At 56.7% G+C, this 23,961-nt stretch carries 24 protein-coding genes; 12 read left to right on the top strand and 12 right to left on the bottom strand.

What is annotated here, in order from left to right:
- Positions 1-129 precede the first annotated feature (129 nt).
- Both BBB56_RS08130 and BBB56_RS08135 read right to left on the bottom strand, forming a co-directional pair.
- Entirely contained in the window at positions 130-738 is a 609-nt protein-coding gene (locus BBB56_RS08130) for a DsrE family protein (protein ID WP_123800457.1), read from the bottom strand.
- A 36-nt stretch (positions 739-774) separates the two neighbouring features.
- The gene (locus BBB56_RS08135) at positions 775-1,380 is read right to left on the bottom strand and encodes a DsrE family protein (protein WP_123800458.1); all 606 of its coding nucleotides are present in this window, start codon (positions 1,378-1,380) and stop codon (positions 775-777) included.
- A gap of 715 nt (positions 1,381-2,095) precedes the next feature.
- Between BBB56_RS08135 and bepA the strand changes: the two genes are divergently transcribed.
- Together bepA and arsC are read left to right on the top strand one after the other, a co-directional pair.
- Entirely contained in the window at positions 2,096-3,559 is a 1,464-nt protein-coding gene (gene bepA / locus BBB56_RS08140) for a beta-barrel assembly-enhancing protease (RefSeq protein ID WP_123800459.1), read from the top strand.
- 6 nt (positions 3,560-3,565) lie between these two features.
- Positions 3,566-3,907 (top strand): arsenate reductase (glutaredoxin), encoded by a 342-nt coding sequence (arsC, locus tag BBB56_RS08145; RefSeq protein WP_123800460.1) that lies wholly within the window; start codon positions 3,566-3,568, stop codon positions 3,905-3,907.
- On the opposite strand, the gene hda is transcribed toward arsC, so the two are convergent.
- The 3 genes from hda to upp form a co-directional block, all read right to left on the bottom strand.
- Positions 3,904-4,605 (bottom strand): DnaA inactivator Hda, encoded by a 702-nt coding sequence (hda, locus tag BBB56_RS08150; RefSeq protein WP_233593006.1) that lies wholly within the window; start codon positions 4,603-4,605, stop codon positions 3,904-3,906. The genes arsC and hda overlap by 4 nt on opposite strands.
- A gap of 91 nt (positions 4,606-4,696) precedes the next feature.
- The gene (uraA, locus tag BBB56_RS08155) at positions 4,697-5,980 is read right to left on the bottom strand and encodes a uracil permease (RefSeq protein WP_123800573.1); all 1,284 of its coding nucleotides are present in this window, start codon (positions 5,978-5,980) and stop codon (positions 4,697-4,699) included.
- 69 nt (positions 5,981-6,049) lie between these two features.
- Positions 6,050-6,676 carry a uracil phosphoribosyltransferase gene (gene upp / locus BBB56_RS08160; RefSeq protein WP_120457591.1) on the bottom strand — a complete coding sequence of 209 codons (627 nt, stop codon included), beginning with the start codon at positions 6,674-6,676 and terminating at the stop codon, positions 6,050-6,052.
- A gap of 239 nt (positions 6,677-6,915) precedes the next feature.
- Here upp and purM point away from each other — a divergent pair, with 239 nt between their 5' ends.
- Together purM and purN are read left to right on the top strand one after the other, a co-directional pair.
- Positions 6,916-7,956 carry a phosphoribosylformylglycinamidine cyclo-ligase gene (gene purM, locus BBB56_RS08165; protein WP_123800462.1) on the top strand — a complete coding sequence of 347 codons (1,041 nt, stop codon included), beginning with the start codon at positions 6,916-6,918 and terminating at the stop codon, positions 7,954-7,956.
- Positions 7,953-8,591, top strand: a complete 639-nt coding sequence (gene purN / locus BBB56_RS08170) for a phosphoribosylglycinamide formyltransferase (RefSeq protein WP_123800463.1) — start codon at positions 7,953-7,955, stop codon at positions 8,589-8,591. Before purM ends, purN begins: the two co-directional genes overlap by 4 nt.
- A 151-nt stretch (positions 8,592-8,742) precedes the next feature.
- Here the strand turns inward: purN and pstB are convergent, their stop codons facing one another.
- Genes pstB through BBB56_RS08185 form a run of 3 tightly spaced genes read right to left on the bottom strand, consistent with a single transcriptional unit; the run spans position 8,743 to position 13,237 of the window.
- Complete coding sequence (pstB, locus tag BBB56_RS08175; protein ID WP_370661855.1) at positions 8,743-9,510, bottom strand: phosphate ABC transporter ATP-binding protein PstB; 768 nt, start codon at positions 9,508-9,510, stop codon at positions 8,743-8,745.
- Between the two features lie 11 nt (positions 9,511-9,521).
- Positions 9,522-11,156 (bottom strand): phosphate ABC transporter permease PstA, encoded by a 1,635-nt coding sequence (pstA, locus tag BBB56_RS08180; protein ID WP_123800464.1) that lies wholly within the window; start codon positions 11,154-11,156, stop codon positions 9,522-9,524.
- A complete protein-coding gene (locus BBB56_RS08185; protein WP_123800465.1) occupies positions 11,153-13,237 on the bottom strand; it encodes an ABC transporter permease subunit in 2,085 nt (694 codons plus the stop codon). The genes pstA and BBB56_RS08185 overlap by 4 nt, the downstream gene beginning before the upstream one ends.
- A 150-nt stretch (positions 13,238-13,387) precedes the next feature.
- On the opposite strand from BBB56_RS08185, the gene ppk1 reads away from it, so the two are divergent.
- From ppk1 to mgtE, 5 genes are all read left to right on the top strand, one after another.
- Entirely contained in the window at positions 13,388-15,448 is a 2,061-nt protein-coding gene (gene ppk1, locus BBB56_RS08190; RefSeq protein ID WP_123800466.1) for a polyphosphate kinase 1, read from the top strand.
- A 3-nt stretch (positions 15,449-15,451) separates the two neighbouring features.
- Positions 15,452-16,978 (top strand): exopolyphosphatase, encoded by a 1,527-nt coding sequence (gene ppx, locus BBB56_RS08195; RefSeq protein ID WP_123800467.1) that lies wholly within the window; start codon positions 15,452-15,454, stop codon positions 16,976-16,978.
- 38 nt (positions 16,979-17,016) lie between these two features.
- Positions 17,017-17,613 (top strand): tellurite resistance methyltransferase TehB, encoded by a 597-nt coding sequence (tehB, locus tag BBB56_RS08200; RefSeq protein WP_123800468.1) that lies wholly within the window; start codon positions 17,017-17,019, stop codon positions 17,611-17,613.
- A gap of 122 nt (positions 17,614-17,735) precedes the next feature.
- Complete coding sequence (locus BBB56_RS23740) at positions 17,736-17,927, top strand: YfgG family protein (protein WP_123800469.1); 192 nt, start codon at positions 17,736-17,738, stop codon at positions 17,925-17,927.
- Between the two features lie 123 nt (positions 17,928-18,050).
- Positions 18,051-19,484, top strand: a complete 1,434-nt coding sequence (gene mgtE / locus BBB56_RS08210) for a magnesium transporter (protein WP_123800470.1) — start codon at positions 18,051-18,053, stop codon at positions 19,482-19,484.
- Here mgtE and BBB56_RS08215 read toward each other — a convergent pair.
- Together BBB56_RS08215 and BBB56_RS08220 are read right to left on the bottom strand one after the other, a co-directional pair.
- On the bottom strand, positions 19,478-20,002 hold the full coding sequence (locus BBB56_RS08215; protein WP_123800471.1) for a helix-turn-helix transcriptional regulator: 525 nt from the start codon (positions 20,000-20,002) through the stop codon (positions 19,478-19,480). The two genes, mgtE and BBB56_RS08215, sit on opposite strands and share 7 nt — an antisense overlap.
- A 9-nt stretch (positions 20,003-20,011) precedes the next feature.
- Positions 20,012-20,266, bottom strand: a complete 255-nt coding sequence (locus BBB56_RS08220; protein ID WP_233593004.1) for a hypothetical protein — start codon at positions 20,264-20,266, stop codon at positions 20,012-20,014.
- Between the two features lie 187 nt (positions 20,267-20,453).
- Between BBB56_RS08220 and BBB56_RS08225 the strand changes: the two genes are divergently transcribed.
- Positions 20,454-20,633 (top strand): GDFGVC terminal motif YodC-like protein, encoded by a 180-nt coding sequence (locus tag BBB56_RS08225; protein ID WP_123800473.1) that lies wholly within the window; start codon positions 20,454-20,456, stop codon positions 20,631-20,633.
- A 16-nt stretch (positions 20,634-20,649) separates the two neighbouring features.
- On the opposite strand, the gene BBB56_RS08230 is transcribed toward BBB56_RS08225, so the two are convergent.
- Positions 20,650-21,432, bottom strand: coding sequence for a DUF3750 domain-containing protein (locus BBB56_RS08230; protein ID WP_123800474.1), 783 nt, complete (start codon positions 21,430-21,432; stop codon positions 20,650-20,652).
- Between the two features lie 720 nt (positions 21,433-22,152).
- Here BBB56_RS08230 and BBB56_RS23960 point away from each other — a divergent pair.
- On the top strand, positions 22,153-22,536 hold the full coding sequence (locus BBB56_RS23960) for a type II restriction endonuclease (RefSeq protein WP_123800575.1): 384 nt from the start codon (positions 22,153-22,155) through the stop codon (positions 22,534-22,536).
- 55 nt (positions 22,537-22,591) lie between these two features.
- On the top strand, positions 22,592-22,801 hold the full coding sequence (locus BBB56_RS24055; protein ID WP_505541172.1) for a type II restriction endonuclease: 210 nt from the start codon (positions 22,592-22,594) through the stop codon (positions 22,799-22,801).
- Positions 22,802-22,835: 34 nt separating this feature from the next.
- Here the strand turns inward: BBB56_RS24055 and BBB56_RS08245 are convergent, their stop codons facing one another.
- Positions 22,836-23,882: a DNA adenine methylase gene (locus BBB56_RS08245; protein ID WP_123800475.1), complete on the bottom strand. Its 1,047-nt coding sequence runs from the start codon at positions 23,880-23,882 to the stop codon at positions 22,836-22,838.
- Between the last annotated feature and the right edge of the window lie 79 nt (positions 23,883-23,961).

Below are 23,961 nucleotides of genomic sequence, written 5' to 3' on the forward strand. Positions count from 1 at the left end.
CAGGAGCAGATGCCCTGCTCTGGCTGCCTGTCTCGTCAGGCTCGCTCAATCCGACTTTTCTCTTTTGTGCGTCACAGCAAAGAGCAGCAGCAGATGCACAGCGGCGCGCCGCCGCTGTGCATGACCGCCTTACAGCATCAGAAAGGCATAGCCTTCATTTTGCAGCGTCGCCACGGTGGTACCGCTGGAGATAGTGTGGGTGACGCGCTGGTCGATCCAGTCGCGCTGAAGATTATGAAAGGCGACCGACTGATCGCAGATAGAGACCTGGACGCCCGCTTTTTTCAGCTCATCGATCAGCTTAAGGTTGGGGTTATCCACGCCGTACGCTTTATGAAACTGTTCGTTGTTCAGCGCCGCCGGAACGGCATCGCTGTTAATCGACACCACGAATTTCAGCTGATCCAGCGGCACGCCTGCGGCGTAATACAGGTTGGTGACGCGCGCCACGCGCTCCAGGCCCAGATTCGGCTGGCGAATATCGCCGTCGTTGCGGTTAATCTGGAAAACCACCTTATTGCTCAGACCCGGCACGGTGCCTGGCTTAAAGGCCGGCGTATCGACATAGTGAATTTTGCCGAAGCCTTCGATAGCTGGCGTGCTCCAGAAATCCGCCGGCTGCGTAGCGTTGTCAGCAAATTTGCCGGTTACTTTTTCATATAATTCGGGCAGCTGTAGCACATTACCACCAATAAAACCGGCAATCGCCGCCACCACAATATAGGCCGCTGGACGCATTGTTATTCTCCTGCTTGTTATCTTCGGGGGGTGAAATTACATCTGTAGCCATGCGTAACCCTGGTTTTGCAGGGTTGAGACCGTCGTCGGGCTGGAGAGCGCATGAACCACCGATTTATCAATCCAGTCGTTGGGATAGTGATGGAAGGCGACCGACTGATCGCAGACGGACACTTTCACGCCCAGCTTATCCAGTTCGCCGATCAGCTTGAGATTGGGGTTGTCTACACCATAAAACTGTTTGAAGTGCGCGTTATCCAGCATCGCAGGCGTTGCGTCTCCCGTTACCGAAACCACGAATTTCAGCTGATCGGCCGGCACGCCGGAGGCGACGTAAAGGTTCACCACGCGCGCCACGCGCTCCAGGCCCAGATTGACGTCAGTCATCGCGCCGTCGCTGCGGGTGATCTGGAAGACGATCTTATTACTCAGTCCAGCGACCGGCTTAAACGCCGCGTCCGATTCATAATGAATTTTTCCATAGCCATCGACGGCGGGTGTACTCCAGAAGCCTTCAGGATCGCTGGGTTTGGCTGAAAAATGGTTAACGACTTTTTGATAGAGCATGCCGCTCTGGGTAACGCCCGCGCCAACGGCACCGCCAAGGATAGCGATGAGCGCGTAAGATACAGCTGAACGCATAAATAATCTCCGGACTACAGCGAGTTGCTGATTCACAGCCTGAATCGGGTGAGCTATCTATACCACAGCCTTGGCGCAGCAGAAGGGGGTGGCGCTGGCCGCCGCAGCCGTATTGATTTCAGCAAGAATTATTAATCTCGCTAATTAATAAAAGACGTCGATAATCAGCCTGTTTATCATCAGGGTTAAGATGGATCGGGATTAAACCGGCAAACTTTTCTGCTTAACTCTTTAGCTTCTGATTTGTGGTGCCAGTTATTTCTGTTTATTTGGCATTGCCTTCGCGGTGACGATAAAAGTTATTTATTTACGCCAGCGCTGCCGGTCCGTTTTTTAGCCGTTTTTTTCAGAGTAAGCCTGGAAAAAAACATGCCACATTCAGTTTTTTTGACCAAATTTACATATCTTTAATTATTATTCAGGTAAAACAAGGCAGACTGCACAGCGGCCGTAGCACTTTGTTCGCTTTAGAAAGCAGAATCAGGCGGCGAATAGTCCGGCAGCGCGCCTGATGCCCTGGCTGTTGAGGCGCAATACGCCGCCTGTCGGCGACATTCAATTTTTTGCTACAAAAGAGTGCATTTTGCCGTCGCAGATGCCAGCGCTGCCCATTTCTTTCTTTTTAGGCTCTGGTTAAGATAGTCGCGACGCGTCTTTTACCCTGACAAGCACACCTTTTTTTCCCGGCCTCAGGGCTTCTCTACAGGATCCAGGCATGTTGAACCGGTTAAAGAAAACGCTACTCGCCGCGCTGCTTCCCACGCTGATGCTGATGCCGCACGCGTCCGCCTGGGCAGACGTTAGCGACGCGCTGCCCGATATGGGGACGACCGCAGGCTCGACGCTCTCTATTGGGCAAGAGATGCAGATGGGCGATTTTTACGTGCGCCAGCTGCGGGCCAGCGCGCCGCTGATCAACGATCCCTTGCTCAATCAGTACATTAACCAGCTTGGCCAGCGGCTGGTGGCGCATGCCGACTCGGTAAAAACGCCCTTCCACTTCTTTCTTATCCAGAACGACGAGCTAAACGCCTTTGCCTTTTTTGGCGGCAACGTGGTTCTGCACGCCTCGCTGTTTCGCTTTACTGAAAACGAAAGCCAGCTGGCCTCGGTAATGGCGCATGAAATTTCCCACGTGACTCAGCGCCACCTGGCGCGCGCGATGGAAGACCAGAAGCGCAACGCGCCCCTGACCTGGGTCGGCGCGCTCGGCTCGGTGTTGCTGGCGATGGCCAATCCCCAGGCGGGCATGGCGGCGCTGACCGGCACGCTGGCGGGGACGCAGCAGGGCATTATCAGTTTTACTCAGGGCAACGAGCAGGAGGCCGATCGTATCGGCATTCAGGTGTTGCAGCGCGCCGGGTTTGATCCCCAGGCGATGCCCAACTTTTTACAAAAGCTGGCCGATCAGAGCCGCTTCTCTTCGAAACCGCCTGAAATCTTGCTGACGCACCCGCTGCCGGACAGCCGCCTGGCGGACACGCGCAACCGTGCGAATCAGATGCGCCCGGTGGTGGTGCAGTCCTCGCAGGATTACTACATGGCGAAAGTCCGCGCGCTCGGCATGTACGCCACGGGGCGCAATCAGCTCACTGACGAGCTGCTGGATGAGTATGGCCGGGGCAACAGCCGCGAGCAGCAGGCCGCCCAGTACGGCAAAGCGGTGCAGTTTCTTGAAGCGAAAAGCTTTGCCAACGCGAAAAAGCTGATTGAACCGCTGCTGGCGAAGCAGCCGGATAACGTCTGGTTTCTCGATATTATGACCGACATCGATATCGGTCTTAATCAGCCGCAGCAGGCGATTACGCGCCTTAACGCCGCGGGCGCGGCCAAAAACAGCCCCGTGGTGCAGCTTAACCTGGCGAACGCCTGGGTCGAGGCGAAGCAGCCCGCCAACGCCAGCCGCATCCTTAATCGCTACACCTGGGCGCATCCGGACGATCCTAACGGCTGGGAACTGCTGGCTCAGGCGTCGGCGCAGCAAGGTCTGAGAGATGAAGAGATGTCGGCGCGCGCCGAGACGCTGGCGCTGAACGGCCAACTGGATCAGGCGATTACGACCCTGAGCAGCGCCAGCGCGCAGGTGCCGGTCGGCAGCCTGAAACAGGCGCGCTATGACGCGCGCATCGATCAGCTGCGCCAGCTGCAAAACCGCTTTAAACAGTATCAGAAAGGATAAACGCTGATGGTCACCATTTATCACAACCCGCGCTGTAGCAAGAGCCGTGAAACCCTGGCGCTGCTGAAAACGCGCGGCATTGAACCAGAGGTCGTGCTCTATCTGGAAACGCCGCCGGATCGCGATACGCTGCAAATTCTGCTGCAAAAGTCTGGCATGAGCAGCGCGCGTCAGCTGATGCGGACCAAAGAGGATCTCTACAGAGAACTCCAGCTGGAAAACGCCAGCGAAAGCGAGCTGCTTGACGCGCTGGTTGCGCATCCGAAGCTACTGGAGCGTCCGGTGGTCATTAACGGCGAACGCGCCTGTCTTGGCCGCCCGCCGGAAGCGGTGCTGGGGATCCTTTAAAGCCCCAGCGTCTCTTTGACAAAGGGGATAGTGAGCTTGCGCTGCGCGCTGATGGAGGCGCGATCGAGACGATCCAGGGTGTCAAACAGCGTGCGCATTTCGCGATCGAGGCGCTTCAGCAGGAAGCGCCCGACATCTTCCGGCAGTTCAAATCCGCGCATCCCGGCACGCAGCTGCAAGGCCTGAAGCTTATCTTCGTCGCTCAGCGGTTGCAGGCGGTAGATCTGCCCCCAGTCGAGGCGTGACGCCAGATCCGGCAGATTAAGATTGAGCTGGCGCGGCGGACGATCGCCGGTGATGAATAGCCGGGTTTTGCCGGTTTCCAGAATGCGGTTATAGAGATCGAAGATCGCCATCTCCCACGCCTCTTCTCCGGCAATGCACTCAATATTATCGATGCAGACCAGCGCCAGATGCTCCATGCCGTCCAGCACGTCGGGCACGAACCAGGTGCGTTTATCCAGCGGCACATAGCCAACCGCTTCGCCGCGCGCCGACATTTCCGCACAGGCGGCATGCAGCAGATGACTTCGGCCTCCGCCTTCGCGCGACCAGAAATAGAGATAGCTGCCGTGTTGCTGACTGAGAGCGCCTTTGAGCGCGGCAATAAGCGACGGGTTCTCCCCCGGCCAGAAGCTGGCGAAAGTCTCGTCGTCCGGTAAGTAAAGTGGCAGTGACAGTTGTGCCGGCGTGTTCAGAAGCACCTCAAAAAGAACAGGCAAAAATCAGGGCAAGTCTACCACAGTTTTCCTCAGGAAAGGATAACGGGCATCCCTGCCCCGTCGGGTGTCAGTGACCGCCCTTTTGGTCCGCGTCCAGCACCACCTCTTCCGGACGCAGCAGCGTGATAACGCGGAAAATCAGCGCCAGCACGACGCCGACCAGCGTCGCCAGCGCCATGCCTTTCAGCTCGGCCGCCCCAATATGCACCTTCGCGCCGCTGACGCCAATAATCAGAATAACCGAGGTCAGGATCAGATTCTGCGCCTTGCTGTAATCGACTTTAGATTCGATCAGAACGCGAATGCCCGACGCGCCGATCACGCCGTAGAGCAGCAGCGACACGCCGCCCATTACCGGTACCGGAATGGCCTGGATCGCCGCCGCCAGTTTGCCTACGCACGACAGCAGAATCGCAATAATTGCCGCGCCGCCGATGACCCAGGTGCTGTAAACGCGGGTAATCGCCATCACGCCGATGTTTTCGCCGTAGGTGGTGTTCGGCGTCGAGCCGAAAAAGCCGGAAATTACCGTTGAAAGCCCGTTGGCAAACATAGAGCGATGCAGGCCAGGATCGCGGATCAGATCCTTTTTCACGATATTGGCCGTTACCACCAGATGCCCGACGTGCTCGGCGATAACCACCAGCGCCGCGGGCAATACGGTGAGCATGGCTGCCCACTCAAAGCGCGGCGTATAGAAGGTCGGCAGCGCAAACCAGGGCGCGTTGTAGACTGGCGTCCAGTCAACGATGCCCATGGCAAAGGAGAGCGCGTAGCCCGCCACTACCCCCACCAGAATTGGAATAATGGCGAGGAAGCCGCGAAACAGCACCGAGCCAAAAACGGTTACCGCCAGCGTCACCAGTGAAATCGTAACGGTGGTGCTGTCAGCGCTACTGCCTTCGGCGGGCAGCAAGCCGGCCATATTAGCCGCGACGCCAGCCAGCTCCAGACCGATAACCGCGACAATCGCGCCCATGGCCGCAGGAGGAAACATCACATCAATCCAGCCGGTTCCGGCTTTTTTCACAATCAGCGCGACAATACAGAACAGCACGCCGCACAAAATAAAGCCGCCAAGCGCCAGCTCATAGCCCAGCGGCAACAGCAGCAGCACCGGCGAAATAAAGGCGAAGCTGGAACCGAGATAGGCGGGGATTTTGCCCTTACAGATAAACAGATAAAGCAGCGTGCCGACGCCGTTGAACAGCAGCACCGTTGCCGGGTTGATATGGAACAGGATCGGTACCAGCACCGTTGCGCCAAACATAGCGAACAGATGTTGCAGGCTGAGCGGTATCGTTTGCAGTAGCGGTGGGCGCTCACTGACGCCGATGGCGCGACGAGTCATCATTTATCCCCTTTAAAGAGTATGTTTTTTTTGCCAAAAAAAAGCCGACTCTCTGGTCGGCTGATTCAGTTATTTAGTTCCGAAAATCTTGTCGCCGGCATCGCCGAGGCCTGGAATGATATAACCTTTTTCGTTTAATCCATGATCGACCGACGCGGTGTACAGCTCAACATCAGGATGCGCCTTCTCCAGCGCAGCGATGCCTTCCGGCGCGGCCACCAGAACCAGCACTTTGATGCTGGTGCAGCCCGCTTTTTTCAGCAGATCGATCGTGGCGATCATCGAGCCGCCGGTTGCCAGCATCGGGTCGACCACCAGCGCCAGGCGCTCTTCGATATTGGACACCAGCTTCTGAAAGTACGGCACCGGCTCCAGCGTCTCTTCATCACGGTAAACGCCTACCACGCTGATACGCGCGCTGGGAACGTGTTCCAGCACGCCTTCCATCATGCCCAGACCAGCGCGCAGAATCGGCACCACGGTGATTTTTTTGCCTTTAATCTGATCGATTTCCACCGGGCCGTTCCAGCCTTCGATGGTAACGCGCTCGGTTTCCAGATCGGCGGTGGCTTCGTAGGTCAGCAGGCTGCCCACTTCAGACGCCAGCTCGCGGAAGCGCTTCGTACTGATATCATGCTCACGCATCAGGCCCAGTTTATGTTTGACCAGCGGGTGTTTGACTTCCACGATCTTCATTGGTGTTCTCCCGGAATGAGTTGAGCTAAAAAAAAATCGCGGGATTATACCGCCTTTTCGCCAGCGCGCCATATGTCGTTGCGCAAAGAGGGAAAGTTTTGATCCGTTATTCAAGGATTGATGAAAATTGTCCGGCGCGCAATTTCACCTGTCAATGGGACTCGCAAACGTTTGCCTGCGCTGTTAGAATTGCCGCGCTTTTTGTTAACCACCAACCGCAATCGCGTGGGGATTCCGCAGTGACCGACAAGACCTCTCTCAGCTACAAAGACGCCGGTGTTGATATTGATGCTGGTAATGCTCTGGTTGACCGTATTAAAGGCGTAGTGAAAAAGACCCGCCGCCCGGAAGTTATGGGTGGGCTGGGCGGTTTCGGTGCGCTTTGCGCACTGCCGCAAAAATATCGCGAGCCGGTGCTGGTCTCCGGAACCGACGGCGTCGGCACCAAGCTGCGTCTGGCGATGGATCTGAAGCGCCACGACGCGATCGGCATCGATCTGGTCGCGATGTGCGTAAACGATCTGGTGGTTCAGGGCGCGGAGCCGCTGTTTTTCCTTGACTACTATGCGACCGGCAAGCTTGACGTTGAGACCGCCTCCTCTGTGATTACCGGTATTGCGGAAGGCTGCCTACAGTCTGGCTGCGCCCTGGTGGGCGGCGAAACCGCTGAAATGCCGGGCATGTACCACGGCGAAGATTATGACGTGGCGGGTTTCTGCGTCGGCGTCGTCGAGAAGTCAGAAATCATCGACGGCTCTAAGGTGCAGGACGGCGACGTGCTGATCGCATTAGGATCCAGCGGCCCGCATTCCAACGGTTATTCGCTGGTGCGCAAGATCCTCGAAGTCAGCCAGACCGATCCGCTGACCAAACAGCTGGAAGGCAAGCCGCTGGCGGATCACCTGCTGGAACCGACGCGCATCTACGTGAAAAATATCCTGAGCCTGATTGAGCAGGTCGATGTGCACGCTATTGCCCATCTGACCGGCGGCGGCTTCTGGGAGAACATTCCGCGCGTGCTGCCGGACAACACTCAGGCGATCATCGATGAGAAGAGCTGGGAATGGCCAGCCGTGTTCAGCTGGATGCAGCAGGCCGGTAACGTCAGCCGTCACGAAATGTACCGCACCTTTAACTGCGGTGTCGGCATGGTCATCGCGCTGAGCGCGGCCGACGCGGATAAAGCCGTTGAGCTGATGAGCGCCGCGGGCGAGAAAGCCTGGAAGATCGGCGTGATCAAGGCGTCCGACGCCGAAGAGCGCGTGGTCATCAACGCATGAAAAAGCTGGTTGTACTGATTTCCGGCAACGGAAGTAACCTTCAGTCCATCCTCGACGCCTGTGCAGACGGGCGTATTAACGGCAGCGTCGCTGCCGTTTTCAGTAATAAGGCGACGGCGTTTGGCCTGACGCGCGCCCGTGCGGCGGGTGTGCCCGCCCACGCGCTGGCGGCCAGCGACTTTCCCGATCGCGACGCGTTCGATCGGCAGCTCATGCAGGAAATCGACGCCTTTGCGCCGGATCTGGTGGTGCTGGCGGGCTATATGCGCATTCTCAGCAGCGCCTTTGTCGCGCACTATCAGGATCGCCTGCTGAATATCCACCCTTCCCTGCTGCCGAAGTATCCTGGCCTGCATACGCATCGTCAGGCGCTGGCCAACGGCGACGACGAACACGGTACCTCAGTGCATTTCGTGACCGACGAACTGGACGGCGGCCCCGTGGTGTTACAGGCCAAAGTGCCGGTATTCGCCGACGACAGCGAAGAGGCGATCACCGCGCGCGTGCAGCATCAGGAACATGCCATTTATCCGCTGGTGATTAACTGGTTCGTCGAGGGGCGATTAGCGATGCGCGAGGGCAAAGCCTGGCTGGATAATCAGCCGCTACCGCCGCAGGGTTACGCGCACGATTAAGGGATCGCGAGCCGTTTCCAGCAGACGGCTCATTATCCAGCATCGTGTCAGCGAAAAACGCCCCCTGTCCGCCGCGTATTGCGCCATGCTGCTTGCCCCCCAGGCGCCTGTTTGCGCAGGCCAGGGTGTCGCCTGCGCAACCTCTGCTCCGTTAGCCATAGCGCCCGGTAATATAGTCTTCGGTTCGCCGACTGCGCGGCGAGGTAAAGATGCGATCCGTCTCATCAAACTCCACCACCGCGCCCTGATGCATAAAGGCCGTGTAGTCCGACACGCGCGACGCCTGCTGCATATTGTGCGTTACCAGCACCAGCGTAAAATGCTGCTTCAGCGTGGTCATCAGCTCCTCGATCACCAGCGTTGAGATGGGATCGAGCGCCGAAGTCGGCTCGTCCAGCAGCAGCACGCTCGGCTCAATGGCAATGGCGCGGGCGATCACCAGCCGCTGCTGCTGACCGCTGGAGAGCGTCAGCGCATTTTGCCCTAGCTGATCTTTTACCTCGCTCCACAGCGCCGCCGCTCGCAGCGCACGCTCGCATGCTTCATTCAGCACGCGCCTGTCGCGCACGCCCTGCAACCGCAGTCCATACACCACATTTTCATATATCGACTTAGGAAACGGATTGGGACGCTGAAACACCATGCCGACCTGCCGCCGCAGCGCCGACAGATCCTGTGACGGCTGCATAATGTCGCGATCGCCGAGCAAAATCTCGCCCTCGATACGGCAGCGGCTCACAACATCGTTCATACGATTAAAACAGCGCAGCAGCGTAGATTTGCCGCAGCCAGACGGGCCAATCAGCGCAGTGATGCGCTTCTCAGGGATATGCAGCGTAATATCATGCAGCGCCTGACGCTCGCCATACCATAACGAGAGGTGGTTTAGCGTCAGCGCCGGGGCGGTATCGGGCATCATAGTCATCATCTTTATTGGGTCATCAGGCGATAGCGTTCGCGCAGCCGGTGGCGCAGCGCCATGGCCAGCAAATTGAGCGACAGAATAATCATCACCAGCAGCAGGGCCGTGGCGTACACCAGCGGTCGGTCGGCTTCTACGTTGGGGCTTTGAAAGGCAAGATCGTAAATCTGAAAGCCGAGATGCATAAACTTGCGATCGAGGTGCAGCCAGGGAAAGACCGCGTCAACCGGCAACTCCGGCACCATTTTGACCACGCCCACCAGCATCAGCGGCGCGGTTTCCCCCGCCGCGCGCGCTACCGCCAGAATCAGGCCGGTCAGCATGGCGGGTAGCGCCATCGGCAGGATCACCTGCCACAGCGTCTCGGCCTGGGTCGCCCCCAGCGCCAGCGAGCCGTGCCGCAGCGAATCAGGAATGCGTGACAGCCCCTCTTCGGTGGCGACAATTACCACCGGCAGCGTCAGCAGCGCCAGCGTCAGCGCCGCCCACAGCAAGCCCGGCGTGCCAAAAGTGGGATTGGGCAGCGCGCGAGAGAAGAAAAGCTGATCGAGCGTTCCCCCTGCCAGCCAGACGAAAAAGCCCAGCCCAAAAACGCCGTACACAATCGACGGCACGCCCGCCAGATTCACCACGGCGATGCGCACCAGCCGCGTCAGGGCGTTACGCCCGGCATACTCGTGCAGCCAGATGGCGGCGATGACGCCAAAGGGCATCACGATCAGCGACATCAGCAGCACCATCAGCACGGTGCCGAAGATAGCCGGAAACGCGCCGCCGTCGCTTTCGGTCGGGGAATCGCTGATAAAATGCCAGATCTGCCGCAGCGTATGCAGGCTCTTTTGCTGCATGTTCATGGCATTGGGATACCAGGCCTCAACGATTTGCGCGAGCGGAATGGCGTGCTGACGATCCTGGGCGTCGCTCAGGATCAACACATCGCGCAGGCTTTCATGCTGCAAATCGGCCAGCTGGCCGCTGAGCTGCGCGAAACGACGCTGCAACGCGGCCTGGTTGGCCTCGAACTCTGACAGCGCGCGGGTGTCGAACTGCTGCTGCTGACGCAACTGGTCGGCACGCGCGTCCAGCGCCGCCAGCTGATCGTTAAGCCGCGCCAGTTCCACATGACGAATGCGATCGATTTTATGCAGCAGCCCACGCACCTGTTTCAGCCGCTGATGCAGCAGGGCATCTGGATCGCGCGCCGTCAGCGGCTCATCATCTTCGCGCAGGCCGACAAACCAGCCGTAGGCGTTGCCGCCGCTGCGCCGCTGCAATACCAGAACCGCCTCTGGCTGACTGACCTTTATCGCTTCGCGCGTGTAAAGCACGCGAAAATCGGGCGCATCCCAGTCGCGGTTGCCGGTTTTAATCAGGTAGCGGTGAACGTAGCTGACTGACGGCTGCGCATCGCCTTCTGCGGCGGGCGCGGGAAAGCGCGGCTGATGCTCAAGGGTTTCTCCCAGCAGCGCCCTGCTCTGACCGTCGGGCTGCGTCAGCGTGTAGAGATCGACGCGCTGCGGCCAGAAGGCGCGCATGCCCTGCCATGCCAGCAGCCCAATCAGCAAGGTAAAAGCCAGCAGACAGACGGCGACCGCGCCTGCGGTCAGCCAGCGCCAGCGATCGTTTTGTCGCATCGCCCTCATGCCTGCCCCTCGTGCTGACTGTAGCGCTGGCGCAGCCGCTGACGAATCAGCTCCGCCAGGGTGTTAATAATCAGGGTAAAAACCAGCAGCATCAGCGCGCTGAGAAACAAAATGCGGTAGTGCGCGCTGCCAGCCGCCGCCTCTGGCATCTCAATGGCAATATTGGCGGAGAGCGCGCGCAGTCCGGAAAAGAGACCGCCTTCGCTCTGCGGCGTATTGCCGGTCGCCATCAGCACAATCATGGTTTCCCCTACTGCGCGCCCAAAACCAATCATCAGCGCGGCGAAAATTCCGGCCGACGCGCCCGGCAGCACCACGCGCGTCAGGGTCTGCCACGGCGTCGCGCCCAGCGCCAGGGATCCCTGCCCTAGCGTGGCAGGCACGCTGAATAGCGCATCTTCCGACAGGGTAAATATCAGCGGAACCAGCGCAAACCCCATCGCCAGCCCGGCGATCAGCAGGTTGCGCTGTTCATAGTGCGGCAGCCACTCCGACGCATCCCCCAGCAGATACGTCGGAACGATCAGCGTCGCCAGCGTGACGATCAGCAACAGCGGCAACAGCAGCATCACTTCCCCCCCCGGCTGCCGCCAGCGCGCCGGCAGATAGCGGCTGAGCGCGCCGCAGAGCAGCAGCGTCGCCGCCAGCGTCAGCGGCAGCAGCAGGACGCCCAGCAGCGCCTGGCTGATATGCGGAGCCAGCCACAAACCGGCAATCAGGCCGATCACCACGCTGGGAAGCGCGCCCATCATCTCGATTGCCGGTTTTACCCAGCGCCGCAGGCCTGGCGCCATAAACCAGGCGGTATAAATCGCCGCCGCCAGCGCCAGCGGCGTGGCGAACAGCAGAGAGAGCGCCGCAGCTTTCAGCGTCCCCACCACCATCGGCACAAAACTGAATTTCGCCTGATAGCTGTCTGCGGCGTTAGTGGACTGCCAGACCCAGTCGGGCGCGGGATAGTTTTCATACCAGATTTTCTGCCAGAAGCTGCGCCAGCTGACGTCCGGCCAGGGGTTTTTAATACGCAACAGCTGCCAGCTGCCAGCCCGCTCCAGCAGCAGCGCGTCGCCGCGCGGGGAAAAGGCGGCCTGCTCTACGCCTGGCGCAAGCTGACGTTGCAGAATCGGCCCAGGCTGCTTGCTGGCAAATATCTTCAGCGCTCCATCAGGATCCAGCGTGGCAAAGACGCGCCGCTGCGTTTCCGTCACGATCGCGGCGGTCGGGCTGCTGTCGGCAAAGGTGCGAATCTCATGCAGGCGCGGTCCCTGCGCGCCGGCGACAGAAAACCACTGCGTCACGCCGCGCCCATCCTGAATCAGCAAACTCTGTCCCCCCGCCAGCAGATGCAGGCTGCGCGGCGGCTGCGCCAGCGCGACGGTTTCGCGCAGCGTCGCACGGTCATCGCTAAGCTGCCAGACGCGCAGCGCCTTGCCTTCACTGGCATAGAGCAGATCGCCCTGCGGCGACAGCAGCAAATGGTCGGCGTGCGCCTGAGGCAGCGCGACCGTTCGCGGCGCCTGCCGCTGCCCCAGCGTCACAACATTCAGCCCCGTTTCGGTCAGCACAGCGATACGCCACTGGCTGTCGCTCAGCGTCGCCAGCGCCATGGCCTGCGCCGCGCCGCCCGCTATCCGCAGAGGCGTATCGCCAAGCGGATAACGCCAGGCGCCGTCGACGGGTTGCAGCAGCCTCAGCGCGCCTTCGGCATTGAGCAACAGCGTTTGCCGGTCGGCGCTGCTCGCCACCTGCTGCGGGATCGGCCGCAGCATCAGCGCCGGTTCGGCGGGCTGACCGTTAAGCGGGATAATTCGCGCCGCGCCATCCCGACCGATACGCCATCCCTTGTCGCCCTGAATCCCCGTCGCCAGCGCCGGCTGGCGATCCCAGAGCTGCTGCGTCGCCTGCGGATAGAGCGCTGGCGCAGTAAACAGCGGCAGTACCACCCAAATCAACCAGAAAAAGAGCAGCAGCATCAACAGCAGGATGGCGATGCCGCAGCATGTCACCAGACGCCGTGTGAAACGATCAATCGCGCGGCGGCGGCGATCGCTGAAATTAAGGGGGATATGGTTTAGGCTCATGCGGCTCTGAATGGAGAAGTAATTAGCCGCTATGTTGCCCGTAGCTGGTTGATAAGACAACTATAGAGGTTGGACAAGCTTGCCATACTCTCGCCATAATGATGTCGGACACTGGTTCTTTAAGTCCTGCAAACGCGATATGGAGTCAGAATGGGTCAGGAAAAGCTATATATAGAAAAAGAATTAAGCTGGTTATCCTTTAACGAGCGCGTTTTGCAAGAGGCGGCGGATAAAACTAACCCGCTTATTGAGCGCATGCGTTTTCTGGGGATCTATTCCAATAATCTTGACGAGTTTTACAAAGTCCGTTTTGCCGACCTTAAGCGTCGCATTCTGATCGGCGAAGAGCAGGGTTCACCCGGCCTGCCGCGTCACCTGCTGAAAAAAATCCAGCAGCGCGTGATGAAATCAGAACAGGAGTTTGACGGTCTCTATAATGAGCTGCTGCTGGAGCTGGCGCGCAACCAAATCTTTTTAATTAACGAGCGCCAGCTATCGCCTAATCAGCAGGTCTGGCTGCGCCATTATTTCAAACATGAACTGCGCCAGCATATTACGCCGATTCTGATTAACCACGACACTGACCTCACCGAATTTCTGAAGGATGACTACACCTATCTGGCAGTAGAAATTATTCGTGGCGAAGAGATCCGCTACGCGCTGCTGGAGATCCCGTCCGATAAGGTGCCGCGCTTTATTAATCTGCCGGCTGAATCTCCACGTCGGCGTAAACCCATGATTCTTCTGGATAACATTCTGCGCTACTGCCTTGACGACATCTTTAAAGGCTTTTTTGATTACGATGCGCTCAATGCCTACTCCATGAAGATGACGCGCGACGCAGAGTACGACCTGGTCACCGAGATGGAGTCGAGCCTGCTGGAACTGATGTCCTCCAGCCTGAAGCAGCGCCTGACCGCCGAGCCGGTGCGCTTTGTCTATCAGCGCGATATGCCTGACGCCATGGTCGAGCTGCTGCGCAATAAACTGACCATCTCCAACTACGATTCCATCGTACCGGGCGGCCGCTATCACAACTTCAAAGACTTTATTGGCTTTCCCAATGTTGGCAAGAGCAACCTGATTAACCGCCCGCTGCCGCAGATTCGCCATATCGGCTTTGACGGCTTCCGCAACGGCTTCGACGCCATTCGCGACCGTGACATTTTGCTCTACTACCCTTATCACACCTTTGAACATGTGCTGGAGCTGCTGCGTCAGGCCTCATTCGATCCCAGCGTGCTGGCGATCAAAATCAACATCTACCGCGTAGCGAAACATTCGCGCATTATGGATGCCATGATGCACGCCGCCTACAACGGTAAAAAAGTCACCGTCGTGGTGGAGTTGCAGGCGCGTTTTGATGAAGAAGCCAATATTCTGTGGGCGAAACGGCTGACCGAAGCGGGCGTGCACGTGATCTTCTCTGCGCCGGGCCTGAAGATTCACGCCAAGCTGTTTCTGATCTCACGTCGCGAAGGCGAGGAAGTGGTGCGCTATGCCCACATCGGCACCGGCAACTTTAACGAGAAGACCGCGCGTCTCTATACCGACTACTCGCTGCTGACCGCCGACGCGCGCATTACCAACGAAGTGCGCCGGGTGTTTAACTTTATTGAAAACCCCTATCGTCCGGTCAGCTTCGAGCATCTGATGGTATCGCCGCAGAACTCGCGCCAGATGCTCTACCAGCTTATTGATGCCGAAATCGCCCATGCGCAGCAGGGTAATCCCTCTGGCATTACGCTGAAAATTAACAACCTGGTCGACAACGGTCTGGTCGATCGGCTCTACGCCGCTTCGGGCGCAGGCGTGAAGGTGAATTTGCTGGTGCGCGGCATGTGCTCGCTGATCCCCGACCTGCCGGGCATCAGTGAAAATATTCGCGTAATCAGCATTGTTGACCGCTATCTTGAGCACGATCGCGTCTATATTTTCGAAAATGGCGGCGAGAAAAAAGTCTTCCTTTCGTCCGCTGACTGGATGACGCGTAACATCGACCATCGCATCGAGGTGGCCGTATCCATCCTCGATCCACGCGTTAAACAACGTATCCTGGACATCATCGCTATTCTGTTTAGTGATACGGTGAAAGCGCGTATCGTTGATAAAGAGTTGGGGAACCGCTATGTTCCGCGCGGCAATCGTCGTAAGGTCCGCTCTCAACTGGCGATTTATGATTACATCAAGAAACTGGAACAGCCTGAATAATCTATGCCCATTTCTCATAAAAGTACGCCGAGACCGCAAGAATTTGCGGCAATCGATCTTGGCTCAAACAGCTTTCATATGGTCATTGCGCGCGTGGTCGACGGCGCGATGCAGGTGCTTGGGCGTCTGAAGCAGCGCGTGCATCTGGCAGACGGACTGGACAGCAAAAATCGCCTGAGCGAAGAGGCAATGGAGCGCGGGCTAAGCTGCCTGGCGCTGTTCGCCGAGCGTTTGCAGGGCTTTAGCGCCAGCAATGTGACCATCGTCGGCACCCATACTCTGCGCCAGGCGGTGAATGCGGAGGAGTTTCTGCAACGCGCGGCGGAGGTCATCCCCTACCCTATCGAAGTGATTTCCGGTCACGAAGAGGCGCGCCTGATTTTTATGGGCGTCGAGCATACGCAGCCGGAGAAAGGCCGCAAACTGGTGGTCGATATCGGCGGCGGTTCAACCGAGCTGGTTATCGGCGAGAATTTTGAACCGCAGCTGGTTGAGAGCCGCCGCATGGGCTGCGTCAGTTTTTCCCAGCTCTACTTCCCCAACGGGGAAATCAGCCGCGACAACTTCCGCCGCGCGCGCCTGGCCGCGACGCAAAAGCTGGAGACGCTGGCATGGCAGTATCGCCTGCACGGCTGGCAGTATGCGCTTGGCGCGTCGGGCACCATCAAAGCCGCATGCGAAGTGCTCCAGGCGATGGGCGAGAAAGAAAAAATCATTACCCCTGAGCGGCTGGACAAACTGTATGACGAAGTCATTAAGCATAAGTCCTTTAGCGCGTTAAGCCTGCCTGGGCTGTCGGAAGAGCGCAAATCAGTGTTTGTGCCCGGTCTGGCCATTATTTGTGGCGTGTTCGATGCGCTGGCCATCCGCGAGCTGCGCCTGTCAGACGGCGCGCTGCGCGAAGGCGTGCTGTATGAGATGGAAGGCCGCTTCCGCCATCAGGATATTCGCAGCCGAACGGCACAGAGCCTGGCGAACCACTACGCCATTGACAACGATCAGGCGCGGCGCGTGCTGGAGACAACCGATCAGCTCTATTTGCAGTGGCGCGATCAAAACCCAAAGCTGGCCAATCCCCAGCTGGCGGCGCTGCTGAAGTGGGCGTCCATGCTCCATGAGGTTGGGTTGACCATCAACCACAGCGGTATGCAGCGCCACTCCGCCTATATCCTGCAAAATACTAACCTGCCCGGTTTTAACCAGGATCAGCAAACGCTGCTGGCCGCGCTGGTACGCTTTCATCGCAAAGCCGTCAAGGTTGAGGATCTGCCGCGCGTGACCCTGTTTAAGAAAAAACAGTTTTTACCGCTGCTGTTTTTACTGCGCCTTGGCACCTTGCTGAACAATCAGCGCCAGGCGACGACGCGTCCCGACTCGCTCAAACTGACCACCGATGACGGTCACTGGACGCTGACCTTCCCGGCAGGCTACTTCAGCCAGAACAATCTGGTGCAGCTCGATCTGGAGCGTGAGCAAACCTACTGGAACGAGGTGACCGGCTGGAAACTGACGCTGGAAGAGGAAGCCTGACAAGCCGGGCGCTTACGCCCCTTTAACAGAAGCGAACCATGATTAAACCTGAAAACTATTTTGCCGAGACTTATGGTCTGACGCCGACGCACTCTGAGGTGCTGTCGGCGCTGCCGCATCTTAATCCGGGCAAAGCGCTCGATCTCGGCTGCGGCAACGGCCGTAACAGCCTGTTTTTGAGCCAGAACGGCTTTGACGTCACCGCCTGGGACCACAATCCCGCTAGCCTGGCGCGCCTTGAGCAGATTATGGCGCAGGAAGGGATAAGCAATATCCATCCGGAGCAGCGCGATCTTACCCAGACGCGCTTTAACGGCGGCTATACCTTTGTGCTCTCCACGGTGGTGATGATGTTTCTGCAACCGGAAACCATCCCGCAGCTGATTGCCGATATGCAGGCCAGCACGGTAAAAAACGGCCATAACCTGATCGTCGCCGCGATGAGCACCGATGACTACCCCTGCCCGCTGGCTTTTCCCTTCACGTTTAAATCGGGCGAGCTAAGCCACTACTACCGCAACTGGCATATCCTTAAATACAACGAGCATGTCGGCCAGCTGCATAAGCGTGACGAGCAGGGCAACCGCATCAGCTGCCGTTTCGCCACGCTGCTGGCGCAGAAGGCCAGCCTGTAAAGGGAGGCCGCACATTGCGGCCCGCCCTCCCTGCTCTTTTTTTAAACAGCGATTGATTTCACCGCGGGGTTATGACTAAATGTTGTCATCGCCCGTTAGGGTCATTACAGGAAACACCTCGCGTGAACAGCGCCATCCCTTCCCGAAGACGTCCCAGAACCAGTTCCTTTACCCGGATCGTTTTACTGATTAGCTTTATTATTCTTGTTAGCCGCCTGATCTTTATCCTGCCTGCCGCCTTTGAGCATCATCAGCAAAAAAAAGCTGCGCCGGAGTCTGCGCCGTTGAGCACGACTATTCGCGACAGCCGTTAGCCTTTCGTGTTCTTTCTCTACGTCGCTTAAACGCAGCCTGAATAGCCGCTTGTTTTTTTGCGCCCTTTTGCGAGGCGAACCGCTACACTTCGTGCTGTAACTTTCAGACACAAAGGACTCGTTATGTCTGCCTCGCATACTCAACGTTTAATTGAAATTCGTCACCGCATTCTGACGCTGCTGCTCAGTGAACCTGATTTAGTGGATGCGCTGCTGGAGAGAGCCTCCGAGCAGTCCCCTGAACAGCAACGTGAAAATGCGGCGCATCAGGCTGAGCTGAAGCAGGACATCGATCGGCTGCACGCTGCGGACTTAGCCGATATTCTCGAAGCGCTGCCTGAAGAAGCCCGTCAGGCGCTGTGGCGTCTGGTTCCTGGGATAAAGCGCGGCCACGTGCTGGTCGAAGCGTCGGAAACCGTCTGGGCCAGCCTGACGGAAGAAATGAGCGACCGCGATATTCTGCAAGCCATTGAGCCGCTGGATATTGACGACCAGGTATGGCTGGCGCGCTATCTGCCGCGCGATCTGACCGGGCGTTTGCTGGCATCGCTGGAGCCGGGCCAGCGCGCTCGCGTACTCAGCGTGGTAGATTTCGACCGCGATCGCGTCGGACGCATCATGGACTTCAATATCCTGACGGTGCGCGCTGACGTGACGCTGGCTACGGTGCAGCGCTACCTGCGCCACAGGAAAAGCATGCCGAACGGTACGGATAAAATTTTTATCACCGATGAGAATAACCTGCTGCTGGGTGAGCTGCCGCTGACTGACATCCTGCTTAATAAGCCCAAAAAGCGCGTGGACGAGGTGATGAACACGTCGCCCACTACTTTCCAGCTTAACGACAAGGCTGAAGACGCGGCGGGCGCATTTGAGCGCTATAACCTTATCTCTGCGGCGGTCATTGACGCCAAAGGCAAGCTCATCGGCCGCGTGACCATTGAGGATGTCGTCGATCTGGTCAACGAAGAAAATGAGAGCAATATTCGCCGGATGGGCGGCATTAGCCAGGAAGAGGATGTCTTTGCGCCGGTACGTAAAGCCGTGCGCCGCCGCTGGACATGGCTGGCTATTAACCTCTGTACCGCATTTGTGGCCTCGCGCGTGATTGGCCTGTTCGAAGACACCATTTCTCAGCTGGTGGCCCTGGCGACGCTGATGCCTATCGTCGCCGGCATCGGCGGGAATACCGGCAACCAGACCATCACTATGATCGTTCGCGCCCTGGCGCTGCATCAGGTTGAGCCGGGCAACTTCTCGTTTCTGATTATACGCGAACTCGGCGTTGCGCTGCTCAACGGCCTGTTCTGGGGCGGCGCGATGGGGCTGATTACCTGGCTGATGTACGACAATCTGGAGCTGGGCGGCGTGATGATGCTGGCGATGATGCTGAATCTGCTGCTGGCGGCGCTGATGGGCGTCCTGATTCCGTTGATTATGACCAAATTAAAGCGCGATCCGGCCGTCGGCTCCAGCGTGCTTATCACCGCCATTACCGATACCGGAGGATTCTTTATCTTTCTCGGCCTGGCGACGCTGTTTTTACTGCATCACTGACCCTTATTTTTGGCCACGCAGGCCATGCAGTGCGCGTAGCGCTGTATGGCCTGTTGCACATTAAGCTGCCGCGTCACCTGCGCCAGATCCTGCGTCGCGGCAGGAATATCATAGCTGCCGCGCTGGCTCAGCCACTCCAGCACATCTGCCAAATGCCAGATAGCCGTTTTACCGTCGTGCACCGGCAAGGGGAAATGCGGGCTGTGCGCGAGCATCAGCTTGCGCATATTTTGACGCGACACCCCAATAATATCCGCCACGTCGGTTAAGCCAACATAGTCGGGAGCCGCTTCCGTCAGCTGTGCGTCTGGAATGGCGCGCTGTACCGCTTTTATCGCGCCCTGAACCGCCTGCTGCGCGCTGACGGCCTCGCGGGTAAATTCCAGCGCGATTTTTCCCGGCACCCCCAGCCCTACCAGCGCATCGTCACAGCCTGCTTCAACCAGTCTTTCCAGCAGCTCCTCCTCCGCCAGCCGAGCCTCCGGCAGCTGAAAACGCAGCGTAAAAACATATTCCATATGTGCTCCTTAATGCAGTTTGCGTAGCGCAATGCACTTATCCACGACTCGCCGCAGCGCCCGCGCGTGGTTGAAAGCATTGCGCGGCGTACTCCAGATAACGGTGACGCAAAACTCTCCACAGCGGCAGGCTGGCGTGTGCGCGGGACAGTACATTTTGCCCCAGCCATGATGCCCTGCCGTCACTATTCGCCAGCCAAAGGCTTCGGCATAGCGCAGCGTTGTTTCTATATCCTTATCGGGGTGCCGTCTTCTTTCCGTCACAAACCTTACCTCTGCCGCCATTGGTTGTCAACTGACAACCATGAAAATGATTATATGCAAACAGCAGCATGCCTTAAATCATGAAAAACAGAGGAATTAAGGAAAACCCTGGAAGAAACGCCGCAAAAAATTTCATGCAGGGCCGGGTCGCGCGCCCTACACTTGCTTAAAACCAAAGGAGAAAAGCATGTTTAAAACTGATGACTTAGTGCAGTCGAAAACGGGTGGCCCAAAGATGCTGGTGCTGCGAGTGGAAGGCGAAACCTTGTGGTGCGCGCGCGTGGATGACGCCACAAAAAAAGAGATTGAAGTAAAAGCGGACAGCGTTAACCTCTATCACGAAGATGGCGATTTCGGCGTTTGCTAAGAAGTGCGCCGGGCAGTCAGCCCGGCGGATTATCCTGCTGAACGTTTTCGCTGCCGATACCGCCGATAAAAGGCAGACGCAGGCGTAGCGGGGTAAAATCCAGCCCCATATTAAGTCCCAGCACGTTAAGTTCGAACCCCTCTTCCGCCCCCAGCGTCACGCCAGCCACGCCCAGAACAGAGACCTGAATCCCGCGCCCCGACGGAGGTAAACCAATCGGACGCCACAGAGGTCGATAGTCTTTGCCGACGGCATTGGCGGGCAGATCAAGTTTTAACGCCGGGACTTCCCGGCCAATATGCGCAAGGAAAGTATTGCTGTTGGGACCCGGCCAGGCATGATAGGTGTTCGGCCAGGGATAAGAGTGTATGGCGGCTTCAATGCGCGGGATCATCGCCTCCGCGTCGGCTCCCCGATGCTCTACCAGCAAACGCGGCTTTGCGCCGTACCAGTAGCCGTCGGGCAAATTACTATTGCGCCTGACTTTCTCGCCGCTGCCCCAGCTTATGACCTCATAGCGATTAAAGCGCGTTTCACCTGCGCGCTTGAAAATAATCCACGGATGTACCGCTACGGCGCCTTTCCAGCCGTAAGTCGGCGCGGCATACACCTGAACGATAGCCTGGCTGGCGTAGCGACGCGGATCGGGCGCCAGTCCGGAGGAGTCTCGCCGCGCTGACCACCAGCCGCCCTGGGAGCCAGAGAGGTCGCCATGACGCGTGGCCTGCGCCAGACTTGCGCCCAGGGACAGCAGAATAACCATAAAGATAAACAGGCTCAGCGCCTTTAATGGCAGCATAGGGAAGTTCCTGAAGTGGAAGGCTGAGAGAATGCAGCTAACTTATCGGGTGATGCCTTTGTTCATTAGCTCCAGTGTAAGCGTAAAGGCTAATTTCGCGCTATCGTTCCGGCGTGAAAGCCGCAAATGGTGCAAAGTAACCGCTCTGTGCGGCCGGTGCTATTTCGCTGTTATTTGCCCGTTCTGACAGCATTTACCCGCCTGAAACCAGCTCAATCAAATCAGCGGTTGTCGCCTGTAATAATTTTGCCTGGCAACCGGGTTTATTTTCCGGCAGGTTAGGTTTTTTATTTAGTCTGAGAAAAAACGCTTCAGTTATCAATGTCAGAATTAACTATAATAAGACTTATCCTCTGTAGACTTATCATCCAATAAAACCAGTAATCTGCTATGGAAAGGGTTAAAAGTGCCTTTTAGCCAGCGGATAAATTTGCTATGGAATCGGAAAGGATGGTCACAGCAAGGGCTGGCCGCACTATGCCGCCTCATCAGAGCCTGTAAGAGCGGCACAGAATCCAGCGTCAGAAATATCGTACTGAAACCTTTGCCCCGCCTCGCAATAGGCAATGAAACGGAACTTAACACTGTATTTGACTTAAGCAATTAAAAGGGAAGCAATGATTAATCCACAGCGTTTTCAGGATAAATTTCACACCTACACCGCAGGCTGGGCCTTGGCAGATTCAGGGATTTACCGACGAGTAAAACCGCGTCTATCCCATTGACTATGATACTAAGGTTATTAATACCATCTTTGAAAGATTATCGAGCCCGGTACTCAGAACCATTGCCAGAGAGCATGGCTTTATCGTTGAAAATGCCAATCAGACAACCTACCCGGATTTTACCTTAACGAGATCTGATGATTTTAATCATATTATTCAGCGTATCGCTATTGATATTAAAACCACCTGTTATCTGTCAGGCAGGCCGATGGGACTTGTGCCGGGAAGCTATAAATCATTCATTCGTAATGATACTAAAAACATTGTTCATCACGACTCTACCTATACGGACCACTGGGTAATCGGCTTTATCTATTCCCGCATTTCCGCTTTCGAAGAGTATGACCTGACCAACACCCCCTCAGGCTGGCGATATTAAATGCCCGAATGACTTACAGCCTATCTTTATCAGAAATAAAACAGATGTTGTTAGACTGCGCGCGGGAAGCGGTAACACCGCCAGTATTGGCTTCATCAAACGCAGACACCCTGAGGAATTTTCCACCACCAGCGGCCCGTTCGCGCGTTTTCGCTTTGTAAAAGAGGTCTGCGACTTTTACTGGCAGAACTACGAAAATTTGGTAAGGGAAATCAATGATGATTTCAGCCAGTGGAGCCATCCTCTGTTTCAGCGATTCTTTTAATTTTCAGCGCAAGTACCGAGTTACTTGCGCTCCGTTATGGCCGGGCAATAATAAAAATCTCTTCGTTCAGGTTATTTTTACTTAACGCATACTGATATTCGCCCGCAGAGTGGACCTCTACGGTTCTGCCACAGCTGCGCATTAGCTCAGCCATCTCGTCTGGCGTGGGGACGCCGTCGCTTCGGTAACTCATGATTATGGTCGAGCGAGAAAAGTGCTTACATATCCGCTCCAGCATGGCTAGCGCCGAATCCCGCTTATGCCAGGCGCTGTCAAAGTTAACAATAGGTCTGTGCGGGTAGCGTTTATCATTTTTCAGGTAAAGCTCGTAGTTACACAGGCCCTCTAAAAAATGATAGAAATTAGAGTAGTTAACGGGCACCAGCTTGCCGTTAATGTATGGCGGGTCCATATAGACTATGTCGTAATGCTGAGGAAAGCTCTCTATGTTCGCCGTATCGACGCTGATTGCTTTGTTGCCTTTGTCGCCCAGTTCAGGAAGCGCAGCAAGCTCCTTTATGCACTTTAAAGCATGCTCGCCGATAGCGGTTTCCCACGTCCTGGCGTTGCCAAAGGATCGTTTAACGTCTTTAAGACGCATATCAAGATTTGCGCGATGAAACAGATTATAAGGTCTTTTTTTAATAAGCGCCTGTCCAACCGCGTAAATATATAGCGACTTTTTGAAACCCGCATACTCATTTATATTATGACAAAAGTTGTCGATTTCAGCGTTTTCACTTTCGGTAAAATAGACGCCTGCAAATTCATCAGAGACAATACTTTTCCGGCCATCCGGAACATGCCGGAGCAAGAAATTCAAGTCCGCTTCCGCGTCCAGTTCAGCCAGTTCGCTTTTAGAAAAAGTCAGAAAAAGCCCGGCGGTATTTTGATTATATTTTAAATAATCATTAGCCAGCACCGTCTTACCCAGATAGCGGAACAGCAGCGAGACAATACCTGACCCGGAATACAGATCAATAACAAAGTCACACCGTTCATTATTTAAAAGCGCAGCAATCTCAGGAAGAATTTTTCTTTTAGAACCCTGAAAACGAGTGGCAGGGAAACGCGGCATCATAATAACCCTCTCCTTTTCGCCATGCTATCACATGACAGTAAAAAGGCAAATAGCGGATAATATCACCAGAAGAAGTTAT

The organism is Candidatus Pantoea deserta (genome assembly GCF_003813865.1).
GTDB classification, from domain to species: Bacteria; Pseudomonadota; Gammaproteobacteria; order Enterobacterales; family Enterobacteriaceae; genus Pantoea; species Pantoea deserta.

Excerpts from the sequence above, each read along its gene's own strand:
- upp (WP_120457591.1), bottom strand. The coding sequence starts at position 6,676 with ATGAAGATCGTGGAAGTCAAACACCCGCTGGTCAAACATAAACTGGGC.
- pstA (WP_123800464.1), bottom strand. The coding sequence starts at position 11,156 with ATGAGGGCGATGCGACAAAACGATCGCTGGCGCTGGCTGACCGCAGGC.
- BBB56_RS08135 (WP_123800458.1), bottom strand. The coding sequence starts at position 1,380 with ATGCGTTCAGCTGTATCTTACGCGCTCATCGCTATCCTTGGCGGTGCC.
- ppk1 (WP_123800466.1), top strand. The coding sequence starts at position 13,388 with ATGGGTCAGGAAAAGCTATATATAGAAAAAGAATTAAGCTGGTTATCC.
- BBB56_RS08230 (WP_123800474.1), bottom strand. The coding sequence starts at position 21,432 with ATGCTGCCATTAAAGGCGCTGAGCCTGTTTATCTTTATGGTTATTCTG.
- arsC (WP_123800460.1), top strand. The coding sequence starts at position 3,566 with ATGGTCACCATTTATCACAACCCGCGCTGTAGCAAGAGCCGTGAAACC.
- BBB56_RS08185 (WP_123800465.1), bottom strand. The coding sequence starts at position 13,237 with ATGAGCCTAAACCATATCCCCCTTAATTTCAGCGATCGCCGCCGCCGC.
- tehB (WP_123800468.1), top strand. The coding sequence starts at position 17,017 with ATGATTAAACCTGAAAACTATTTTGCCGAGACTTATGGTCTGACGCCG.
- BBB56_RS08130 (WP_123800457.1), bottom strand. The coding sequence starts at position 738 with ATGCGTCCAGCGGCCTATATTGTGGTGGCGGCGATTGCCGGTTTTATT.
- bepA (WP_123800459.1), top strand. The coding sequence starts at position 2,096 with ATGTTGAACCGGTTAAAGAAAACGCTACTCGCCGCGCTGCTTCCCACG.
- BBB56_RS08215 (WP_123800471.1), bottom strand. The coding sequence starts at position 20,002 with ATGGAATATGTTTTTACGCTGCGTTTTCAGCTGCCGGAGGCTCGGCTG.
- ppx (WP_123800467.1), top strand. The coding sequence starts at position 15,452 with ATGCCCATTTCTCATAAAAGTACGCCGAGACCGCAAGAATTTGCGGCA.
- BBB56_RS08245 (WP_123800475.1), bottom strand. The coding sequence starts at position 23,882 with ATGATGCCGCGTTTCCCTGCCACTCGTTTTCAGGGTTCTAAAAGAAAA.
- mgtE (WP_123800470.1), top strand. The coding sequence starts at position 18,051 with ATGTCTGCCTCGCATACTCAACGTTTAATTGAAATTCGTCACCGCATT.
- pstB (WP_370661855.1), bottom strand. The coding sequence starts at position 9,510 with ATGATGCCCGATACCGCCCCGGCGCTGACGCTAAACCACCTCTCGTTA.
- uraA (WP_123800573.1), bottom strand. The coding sequence starts at position 5,980 with ATGACTCGTCGCGCCATCGGCGTCAGTGAGCGCCCACCGCTACTGCAA.
- BBB56_RS08225 (WP_123800473.1), top strand. The coding sequence starts at position 20,454 with ATGTTTAAAACTGATGACTTAGTGCAGTCGAAAACGGGTGGCCCAAAG.
- purN (WP_123800463.1), top strand. The coding sequence starts at position 7,953 with ATGAAAAAGCTGGTTGTACTGATTTCCGGCAACGGAAGTAACCTTCAG.